At 62.0% G+C, this 10,130-nt stretch carries 8 protein-coding genes and 2 riboswitches; of the genes, 4 read left to right on the plus strand and 4 right to left on the minus strand.

Translation table 11 applies throughout. The features are described 5' to 3' along the window. Positions 1-140: 140 nt before the first annotated feature. The 4 genes from cobM to CKW19_RS15175 all read right to left on the minus strand — a co-directional run bounded on the left by cobM (position 141) and on the right by CKW19_RS15175 (position 2,297). Positions 141-887 (minus strand): precorrin-4 C(11)-methyltransferase, encoded by a 747-nt coding sequence (gene cobM / locus CKW19_RS15160; protein WP_095058562.1) that lies wholly within the window; start codon positions 885-887, stop codon positions 141-143. Between the two features lie 83 nt (positions 888-970). Beyond that, the gene (locus CKW19_RS15165) at positions 971-1,384 is read right to left on the minus strand and encodes a cobalamin biosynthesis protein (RefSeq protein ID WP_095058563.1); all 414 of its coding nucleotides are present in this window, start codon (positions 1,382-1,384) and stop codon (positions 971-973) included. Further along, positions 1,381-2,094 carry a CbtA family protein gene (locus tag CKW19_RS15170; protein ID WP_095058564.1) on the minus strand — a complete coding sequence of 238 codons (714 nt, stop codon included), beginning with the start codon at positions 2,092-2,094 and terminating at the stop codon, positions 1,381-1,383. The genes CKW19_RS15165 and CKW19_RS15170 overlap by 4 nt, the downstream gene beginning before the upstream one ends. 11 nt (positions 2,095-2,105) lie before the next feature. Then, a complete protein-coding gene (locus CKW19_RS15175) occupies positions 2,106-2,297 on the minus strand; it encodes a CbtB-domain containing protein (protein ID WP_095058565.1) in 192 nt (63 codons plus the stop codon). Between the two features lie 118 nt (positions 2,298-2,415). After that, a riboswitch (cobalamin riboswitch) is annotated at positions 2,416-2,643 on the minus strand. 220 nt (positions 2,644-2,863) lie between these two features. Next, positions 2,864-3,076: riboswitch (cobalamin riboswitch) on the plus strand. A gap of 99 nt (positions 3,077-3,175) precedes the next feature. On the opposite strand from CKW19_RS15175, the gene cobW reads away from it, so the two are divergent. The 4 genes from cobW (at position 3,176) to CKW19_RS15195 (ending at position 9,963) form a co-directional block, all read left to right on the plus strand. Next, the gene (cobW, locus tag CKW19_RS15180; protein WP_095058576.1) at positions 3,176-4,243 is read left to right on the plus strand and encodes a cobalamin biosynthesis protein CobW; all 1,068 of its coding nucleotides are present in this window, start codon (positions 3,176-3,178) and stop codon (positions 4,241-4,243) included. Between the two features lie 3 nt (positions 4,244-4,246). Beyond that, positions 4,247-8,089 (plus strand): cobaltochelatase subunit CobN, encoded by a 3,843-nt coding sequence (gene cobN, locus CKW19_RS15185; protein WP_095058566.1) that lies wholly within the window; start codon positions 4,247-4,249, stop codon positions 8,087-8,089. Between the two features lie 204 nt (positions 8,090-8,293). Then, on the plus strand, positions 8,294-9,298 hold the full coding sequence (locus tag CKW19_RS15190) for an ATP-binding protein (protein ID WP_095058577.1): 1,005 nt from the start codon (positions 8,294-8,296) through the stop codon (positions 9,296-9,298). 119 nt (positions 9,299-9,417) lie between these two features. After that, on the plus strand, positions 9,418-9,963 hold the full coding sequence (locus CKW19_RS15195; protein ID WP_177408815.1) for a VWA domain-containing protein: 546 nt from the start codon (positions 9,418-9,420) through the stop codon (positions 9,961-9,963). Positions 9,964-10,130: the final 167 nt, after the last annotated feature.

A 10,130-nucleotide genomic window follows, 5' to 3' on the forward strand; every position in this document is an offset into this window, starting at 1 on the left:
CTGTGGCGAGGGAGCTTGCTCCCGCTCGACTGCGAAGCAGTCGCAAGACAGTCAGTGCATTTTCCCGTGATGAATGTATTGACTGATGTTGGGACCGCTTCGCGGTCCAGCGGGAGCAAGCTCCCTCGCCACAGGTGCTTTCAGGGCCTGTAGAGATGCGCATGCCCCGCACGATACAGCGATGACTCGCTGAAGTGATCACTGCCCAACACCCGTCCAACCAGAATCAACGCCGTACGCCGAAACCCCTTCGCTTCGACCTTCTCGACAATATCTGCCAGCGTCCCAACCACCCAATCCTGATCCGGCCAACTCGCTCGGTGCACCACCGCAATCGGGCAATCCGCGCCGTAATGCGGCACGAGTTCCTCGACAATCTTTGTCAGATGATTAACCCCCAAATGAATCGCCATGGTCGCGCCATGCTGCGCCAGGCTGGAGAACTCTTCGCCCGGTGGCATGGCGGTCTTGTCGGCGTAGCGGGTCAGGATCACGCTTTGTGACACGTCCGGCAGGGTCAACTCCGCGCCCAGGAGTGCCGCGCAGGCGGCTGTTGCGGTGACGCCGGGCACGATTTCAAAAGGAATGTCGAGCTCACGCAAGTAGCGAATCTGCTCGCCAATCGCGCCATACAGGCTCGGATCGCCGGAGTGCACGCGTGCCACATCCTGACCGTTGGCATCGGCAGCTTTAATCAGCTCGATGATCTGTTCCAAGTGGAGTTCGGCGCTGTTGACCACCTGTTCGGCACAATGACCTTCCAGCACCGCAGCGGGCACCAGTGAACCGGCGTAGATGATCACCGGGCAGCTGCGAATCAGTCGTTGGCCTTTGACGGTGATCAGTTCGGGGTCGCCGGGACCAGCGCCAATAAAGTAGACGGTCATCGTCGGTTCCTGTGGGGAAAAGGGGCTGAACAGGGCTTCAGATGAAGAATGTTCATGATCGAGAGCGGGGATTATCGGTGTTTTCAGGCCGCGCCGGCCAATGCCAGGGTTGCCTGGGCATACTTTTGTCGCGGGATCAGCAGTTTTGCCGGGCCTTGGGCCAGTTGTTCAGCCAGAGCCAGCGCGGCGCTTTCCGCCACCCCGTAGCAACCGGTGCGTTCAAAGGCAATTTGCGATTGATGACTGAGTTGCGGTTCATAAGCGGCCAGCTGTTCACTGCTGAAATACTTTAATTCCAGGCCAAGCTGCTGTGCCAGCTCAATCAACGCAGGTTCGTCGCGCTTCAAATCGATGCTGGCCAGCGCCTTGATTTGATGACGTGCAATCTGGTGCGCCGCCAACGCTTGGTCGAGCAGCGCCAGCAACGTGCTGACGGGGCAGCCGCGCTGGCAACCCAGGCCGACTACAAACGTCGGCGCTGCGCTGTTTTCAGTCATGCGTGGTATTGACCATCGCTTTTGCGGCGGAACAACCAGGCGCTGATCAGGCCCAGGGCCAGCCAGAACGCAACGTTGGTCAACTGCGAAGCGATGTTGAACTGGGCTGCCAGCGCCTCTGGCGCAAGCATCGAATGCACTTCCGGTTGCGGTGCGCCAATCACATGGGGAACGGCGAGAATCGCCACACCCAGGACTTTCATCAGCCAGTGACGGCCGAAGACGATGAGGGCGATACCGACAGCCGTAGAAGCCGCAGTGCCGATCCACCACATCTGCCGTTGCGCCAGATCAGCCGCCGCTGTACCCGGCAGTTCCGGCGGCAGGCCGAGCGTCGGGGCAAGCACGAAGGTGGCATAACCGGCCAGGCCCCAGAGCAGGCCCTGAGATGTTTTGGTCGGTGCGCGCAAGGTGTACAGGCCGGCCAGCATCAGGGCGAAACCGACAGCTACCACCAGGTTGCCGCCGGTGGTCGACAGCACGCGCTGCCAGCCGTCTTCGGGTTCCCACGCTTCGGCATTGTGAGTGTGCGCGGCGACGGCGCCCTCGGTGTGCGCATGTTCGTGGACTTCAACAGCGACCGGTTCGGATTTTTCGTAGGTCTCGGCCTGCTGAATCAGCGGTGAGACCCAGAAGCTTTGCAGCAGGGTCAGCAGCAGGGCCGCCAGCAGACCGGTGAAACCTGCGGTTTGGGCAATACGCTTGATCATGTCGGCAGGTCTCAATGGCACGGGAACGCGGCGCTGTGGCGGGTATCGTGCGCGGCATTGTGGACCGCTTCGATGTGCGAGAAACCGGCGAAATACACAAGGCAGGCACCGAGGATCGACGCGCAGATGGCTGCGGTCAGACGTTGGGTCAGGGTTGAAGTGCTGCTCGCGCTGGTGTGTTCGGCACTGCTGATGATCGACATGGCATTTCCCTCTAGTCTGTCAGCGGGGAATAAGGGCGCATGCAAAACCCCGCACGAACGGGCGCGCAGGGTTCAAACAGCGCCCGCCCACCGCGGGTTTGTTGTTCAGTGGCCGTACTGGTCACTTTGTGTTGCGGGCCGGTCTCCGGGCTCACGAGGGGCGCAAGGCATTTGCCTGAACCTGCAAGCATCACCTTCCCATGCCACATTGGCACAGTGGATCTGACGCTTCGCTCGCTTACCGTTGCGGGGGCAGCACCGGACTGACATGGCTTTGGAGTAAAGCACATGATTCACCGGTTTCCCGTTTCACCCTGTGAAGGGCACCCGTAACAAGGCGTGTAGGAGAGCATGGGCGAGGCGTTGGCGTCAATTGGCAGCGGTTCTTGTTTGGGCTTTGCACAAAACCCTGTGGCGAGGGGGCTTGCCCCCGTCGGGCTGCGAAGCGACCCCTTACATTTTTACAGACACACCTCTACTCAGAATCTGCGACGGCTTCGCCGCCGAACGGGGGCAAGCCCCCTCGCCACAGGGATCGCAAGCATTGACCCGCCCCAATACGATGCGTAGCCTTGCGCATTCGAGGTTCTTCGGCATTTGTCGAAGCTAAGAAGGGAACGCGGTCAATGCCGCGGCTGCCCCCGCAACTGTGAACGGTGATGTTCGCTGCCACGCCACTGCAGGCTCAACCTTGAGCCCGCGGGAAGGCGCAGCGAATGCCTGGCCCCAAGGCCGGCACACCGTCAGCCAGGAGACCTGCCTCGATACAGATTCTCACTACAACCGGGCGGGGTGATCCGGTGGCGAACGCTTCCGGCGCGTGTGCGCGTGGCCGGTTCTCGTCCCGTATGCCCGCCACCAAAGCCAAAGGGCATCCGATGAAAACACTGGCCAAACTTCCCGTCACCATCGTCACCGGTTTCCTCGGCTCGGGCAAAACCACCTTGCTGCGGCACATGCTCGACAACGCTCAGGGTCGCCGCATCGCGGTGATCGTCAACGAGTTCGGCGAGTTGGGTATCGACGGCGAAATCCTCAAACAGTGCTCCATCGGTTGCACCGAAGAAGAAGCCAACGGCCGCGTCTACGAATTGGCCAACGGCTGCCTGTGCTGCACCGTCCAGGAAGAATTCTTCCCGGTGATGCGCGAACTGGTCGCCCGTCGCGGCGATCTTGATCACATCCTCATCGAAACCTCGGGCCTGGCCCTGCCAAAACCGCTGGTGCAAGCCTTCCAGTGGCCGGAAATCCGCAGCGCCTGCACCGTCGACGCGGTGATCACCGTGGTCGATAGCCCGGCCGTCGCGGCTGGCACGTTCGCCGCGTTCCCGGATCAGGTCGACGCCCAGCGCAAACTCGATCCGAACCTGGACCACGAATCGCCGCTGCACGAACTGTTTGCAGACCAATTGGCCAGCGCCGACCTGGTGATCCTCAACAAAGCCGACCTGATCAACCCGCAAGACCTGGCCCGCGTGCGCGCGGAAGTCGCCGAAGAGCTGCCGCCCGCAGTGAAAATCATCGAAGCCAGCAGCGGTCGTTTGCCGCTGGACGTGCTGATCGGCCTCGGCGCCGGTTCCGAAGAACACATCGACAGCCGTCACAGCCACCACGATCACCATCACGACGGCGATGATCATGACGACCACGATCACGACGCCTTCGATTCGATCTCCATCGAACTGCCGCAAGCGGACGAAAGCCTGCTGATGGATGCGCTGACCCAACTGGTGGTTCAGCACGGCATCTTGCGCGTCAAAGGTTTCGCTGCGATCCCGAACAAACCGATGCGCCTGCTGATCCAGGGCGTGGGCACGCGTTTCGACAAGCACTTCGATCGCCAGTGGGGCGCCGACGAGGCTCGCACCACGCGCTTGGTGCTGATCGGTCAGGCGCTGGATGCTGCGACTCTCGAAGCGCAATTGCGCGCCGCGCTCAGCGTGTAACCCATGCACCTGCTCAGGACCCAGCCCGGCGGTTTTGTGTCGGAAGACAACATTGCCGACCTCGGACAAACCCCCGCCGAACTGGTGATCCTGTGCAGCGGTGACTCCAGCCTGGCGCTGCTCGCCGAAGCGGCGCAGCAGTTGCCCGATGACTACCCAAGCGTGCGCCTGGCCAACCCGATGCAGGTGCAGAATCATGCCTCGGTGGATCTGTACGTCGATGAAGTGCTGCGTCACGCCAAGGTGATTCTGATTTCATTGCACGGCGGCATTGCCTACTGGCGATACGGTATCGAGCGTTTGGTTGAATTGTCGCAGCGCGGCGTGCAGTTGATTCTGGTACCGGGCGATGATCGGCCGGATCCGGAACTCAGTGACCTGAGCACCGTGACCCCTGAAGACCGCGACCGGCTCTGGCATTTCCTGCGCCAGGGCGGCATGGCCAATGCGCTGGAGCTGTTTCGCTGCCTGGCCAGTCGCTGGCTGGGTCGCGATTACCCTTGGTCCGAACCGCAGACGCTGCCGCGCACAGCGATCTATCACCCGAAAAAAAGCCCGGCCACTCTGAGCGATTGGCATGCCGACTGGCAGCCTGATCAACCGGTGGCGGCGGTGCTGTTTTATCGCTCGCATTTACAGGCGGCGAACACCGGTTTCATCGATGTTTTCTGCCAGCGCTTGCAGGCCGCGGGGTTGAACCCGTTGCCGATTGCGCTGGCCAGTTTGAAAGAGCCCGGTTGCCTCTCGGTGGTCGAGGACTGGCTGGATGAAGTCGAGGCCGGGGTGATTTTGAACACCACCGGTTTCGCCCAATCCAGCCCTGAAGCGCCGCACCTGCGGCCGTTTCGCCGCAATATCCCGGTGATCCAGGCGATTTGCGCCCAGGACAATGAACCGGGCTGGCGCGCCAGCGAACAAGGCCTTGGCCCGCGGGATCTGGCGATGCACATTGCGTTGCCGGAACTGGACGGGCGCATCATCAGTCGGCCGATCAGCTTCAAGGATCTGGCGTGGCGCAGCGAGCGCAGCCAATCGGATGTGGTCTGCTATCGGCCTGCACCCGAGCGCATGGATTTCGTCGCCGAACTGGCGCGGCGCTGGATCGATCTGGCGCGGGTGCCGAACAGTGAGAAACGCATCGCGCTGATTCTGGCCAATTACCCGACTCGCGACGGTCGCATCGGTAACGGCGTGGGGCTCGATACCCCGGCCGCTGCGCTGAACATCCTGCGCGCCCTGCACACCAACGGTTATCCGCTACCGTCCGAACTGCCGGACAGCGGCACTGCGCTGATCCAGCAATTGCTCGGCGGTGTCAGCAACGACCTGGACACCCTCGACCAGCGCCCATGCCAGCAAAGCCTGGCGATGGATGATTACTGGCAGATGTTCAACGCGCTGCCGCAGGCCAATCGTCAGGCAGTGCTGGAGCGTTGGGGTACACCCGATACCGACCCGATGTGCCGCAACGGCCGGATGATGATCGCGGGTCTGCGTTTCGGCCTGACCTTCGTCGGCATTCAACCGGCGCGGGGCTATCAAGTCGATCCGAGCGCGGTGTATCACGACCCGGATCTGGTGCCGCCCCACGCTTACCTGGCGTTCTACTTCTGGCTGCGCAATACCTACGGCGCTCACGGCGTGATCCATGTCGGCAAGCACGGCAACCTCGAATGGCTGCCGGGCAAAGGTGTGGGACTGTCGGAAAACTGCTGGCCGGATGCGTTACTCGGACCGATGCCGAACATCTATCCTTTTATCGTCAACGATCCGGGCGAGGGTGCCCAGGCCAAACGTCGCACCCAAGCGGTGATCATCGATCACCTGATGCCGCCACTGACCCGCGCCGAAACCTATGGCCCGCTGCGCAATCTTGAGTTGCTGGCCGACGAATATTACGAAGCGCAACTGCTCGACCCACGACGCGCCCGTGAGTTGCAACGGGACATTCTGCAACTGGTGCGCGACACCCACATCGACCGTGAATTGCAGTTGGATGAAAAACTCGACAGCGATGCCGATGCGGCCATCTGGTTGCCGCGACTGGACACCTATCTGTGTGACTTGAAGGAATCGCAGATTCGCGACGGACTGCATGTGTTCGGCGAGTCGCCGACCGGTCGATTGCGCATCGATACGTTGCTGGCGCTGCTGCGCATCCCAAGGGGCGATGGCCGTGGCGCGCAATCGAGTCTGCTGCGGGCGCTGGCCAAGGCATTTGGACTGGGGTTCGATCCGCTTGATTGTGCCTTGGCCGAGCCGTGGATCGGGGCGCGGCCGATTGAATTGAAAACGGTTTGTGAAGAAACCTGGCGCACGGCGGGCGATACCCGCGAACGCCTGGAGTTATTCGCCACACAGTTGATTTCGGACGCATTGAATAGCCCCTGTGGGAGCGAGCCTGCTCGCGATGGTGTGTCAGTCGACACTAGTTCCTCTGATACACCATCGCGAGCAGGCTCGCTCCTACAAGGGGAGGCGTGGAGCGAGGTGCGAGCCATTCTCGACGGTTTGCGTGACGTCATCGCCCCGCGTCTGGACGCCTGCGGTCCCGCAGAAATGCGCGGCCTGCTCGACGCCCTGAGTGGTCGCTTCGTTCCGGCCGGCCCCAGCGGCGCACCGAGTCGCGGTCGGCTGGACGTGCTGCCCACCGGGCGCAATTTCTATTCGGTGGACGTGCGCAACCTGCCGACCACCACCGCGTGGCGCATCGGCTTCCAGTCGGCCAACCTGATTCTTGAACGTCATCTGCAAGATCACGGCGATCATTTGCGTCAGCTCGGTTTGTCGGTCTGGGGCACGGCGACCATGCGTACCGGCGGCGACGACATCGCCCAGGCCATGGCGCTGATGGGCGTGCGCCCGGTGTGGGCCACCGGCAGCCAGCGGGTCGACGATTTCGAGATTCTGCCGCTGAGCCTGCTGGACCGTCCTCGGGTCGACGTGACGCTGCGGGTTTCAGGTTTTTTTCGTGACGCCTTCGCCAACCTGATCCGCCTGTTCGACGCGGCTGTGCAAGCGGTCGCGGAACTGGACGAGCCGGACGATCTCAACCCGTTGGCCGCCAAAGTGCGCGCCGAACGAGCATCGCTGTTGCACGCGGGGCTGGACGAAGAAGCGGCGCGGCGTCAGGCCGGTTGGCGTATTTTCGGTGCCAAGCCGGGGGCCTACGGCGCAGGCGTGCAGGGCGCGATTGACGGGCGTCTGTGGCAAAGCCGCGAGGATCTGGCCGAGGTTTATTTGAACTGGGGCGGCTACGCTTACGGCGGTTCCGACGAAGGCACTGCCGCCCGCGATCAGTTCGCCCAACGGCTCGGCCAGGTTCAAGCGGTGCTGCAAAACCAGGACAACCGCGAACACGATTTGCTCGATTCCAACGATTACTACCAGTTCCAGGGCGGCATGCTCGCGGCGGTCGAAAGCCTTAGCGGCGCCGCGGCGGCCAGCTATCATGGCGATCACAGTCAACCGGACCTGCCGAAAATCCGCACCTTGAAGGAAGAGCTGAACCGGGTGATCCGTTCCCGGGCGGCGAACCCGAAGTGGCTCGACGGCGTCAAGCGTCACGGCTACAAAGGTGCGTTTGAGATGGCGGCGACGGTCGATAACCTGTTCGCTTTCGATGCGACCACGCAATTGATCGACGATCACCAGTACGCGTTGTTGGCCGATGCGTATCTGCTTGATCCGGCAACCCGGGATTTCGTTCGCGAACACAACCCTCATGCCTTGCGCGACATGACCGAGCGGATGCTCGAAGCGCAGCAACGCGGGATGTGGAAGGAAGCCGGCGACTACCGTGAGGCACTGGAAAACCTGCTGCTGGATATAGAAGAAGATGGTTGACGCATAGACTTGGATAAACGCAACCCTGTGGCGAGGGAGCTTGCTCGCGTTGGGTCGCGCAGCGGCCCCGGTTTTTTGCAGTCACATCAAAAAGACTGTATTGCGACTGCTGCGCAGCCGAACGGGAGCAAGCTCCCTCGCCACAGACATTGAGTGTGTTCTTGAGATTGTTTTTCGCTCCCCGACCATGACCGAGTAATGAAAATGACCGACACCCCGCACTTTCCGCTCTCCGCCGTGGTCGGCGCCGACGATTTGAAGCTCGCGCTGTGCCTCACCGCCATCGACCCGAAAATCGGCGGCGTGCTGATTGAAGGCCCGCGTGGGATGGCCAAATCGACCCTGGCCCGTGGCCTCGCAGACCTGCTGGCCAGCGGTCAGTTTGTTACCTTGCCCCTGGGCGCGACCGAAGAACGGCTGGTGGGCACCCTCGACCTCGACGCCGCGTTGAGCGAAGGTCGCGCACAGTTTTCTCCCGGTGTTCTGGCCAAGGCTGACGGCGGCGTGCTCTATGTTGACGAGGTCAATCTGTTGCCCGATCACCTCGTTGATCTGCTACTCGATGTGGCGGCCAGCGGCACCAACCTGATCGAGCGCGATGGCATCTCCCATCGGCATTCGGCGAAGTTTGTGCTGATCGGCACCATGAACCCGGAAGAGGGTGAATTGCGTCCGCAGTTGCTTGACCGCTTCGGATTGAACGTGGCGCTCGCCGGTCACACCGCACCGACCGAGCGGGGGCAGATCATCCGGCGGCGTCTGGATTTCGACAGCGATCCCCAAGGTTTCTGCGCCGCATGGGAAGTCCAGCAAGCGACGCTGCGTGAACGTTGCCAAATGGCACGCAGCGCATTAGCGAATATTCCCCTCGACGATGCCGCGTTGGGACAGATCACCGAACGCTGCTTTGCCGCGGGGGTCGATGGCTTGCGCGCTGATCTGGTCTGGCTGCGCGCCGCTCGCGCCCATGCGGCCTGGCGCGGAGCAGACGCGATCACCGAGGACGATATCGATGCGGTCGCCGAGTTCGCCTTGCGCCATCGTCGTCGCGAGCATTCAGCGTCTGCACCGCAAAACGCTCATACCCCACAGTCGTCCGCGCCAGACACCCACACGAACGAAGGGCAGGGCCAATGGGGTGAAATGCCCGCTCAATCATTACCGGTCGGCCCCCGGCGTAAAGTGCCGAGCTGGCCAAAAAAGCCCTAGGCATTCGCCCTCGTTCTGACGCGGGGGCGAATGCCAGACCTCGCGCCGGACGGCTGGACCACGGCAAACAAGGCAAGCGTCACGCCGCTCGAAGTGGCTCGGTCAATTGGCCGGGTACTTTGCTCAACGGCCGGCCACGTCAGCGCGATGAGCTGTTGTTCCATCTGCGTACCCGTTCACCCCATGAGCTGTGGCTGGTGATTGTCGACGCCTCGGCCTCGACCCGTCGCCATCAGGCATTGAGTGACGCCAAAGGTTTGCTGGCGCAATTGCTCGATGACGCCTATCGCCAACGTGCGCGCCTGGCACTGCTGACCGCCAGCGGTGCCACGCCAAAGTGGCAGGTGCAGGGTTTGAAAGCATCGACGAGTTTGCGCGGTTGGCTTGATGGGTTGGGTGCGGGTGGCGGGACGCCGTTATTGGCCGCGTTGGGTGAGGCGGGGCACTGGCTGGCAGCGCGGCAGAAGCGCTTTCCGGCGGAACAGCAACGGTTGTTGCTGGTGACGGATGGGCGATTGAAGGACTGGCCGATTCTGTCGGAGCTGGCGTGTCCGGGGTTGTTGATTGATATCGAGCGTGGGCCAATTCGGCTGGGGCGCAGCAAGGTGTTGGCGGCGCAGTTGCAGGCTGAATACCGGCATATCGATGAGCTGCTTCAGGGCTGAGTTGGAGGTTGCCTGCACCGGCCTCATCGCGAGCAAGCTTGCTCCTATGTATGGACTCGCCCCCACTGTCTACCTGCTTTTTAAACACTGCTACCCGGTTGCATCTATGTATAAGGCCTATTCGAGGAAGCCATCTTTGGCTTCTGGCCAACATTGGTTGAGCTCAC

The organism is Pseudomonas sp. Irchel s3f7, from assembly GCF_900187615.1.
Lineage (GTDB): Bacteria > Pseudomonadota > Gammaproteobacteria > Pseudomonadales > Pseudomonadaceae > Aquipseudomonas.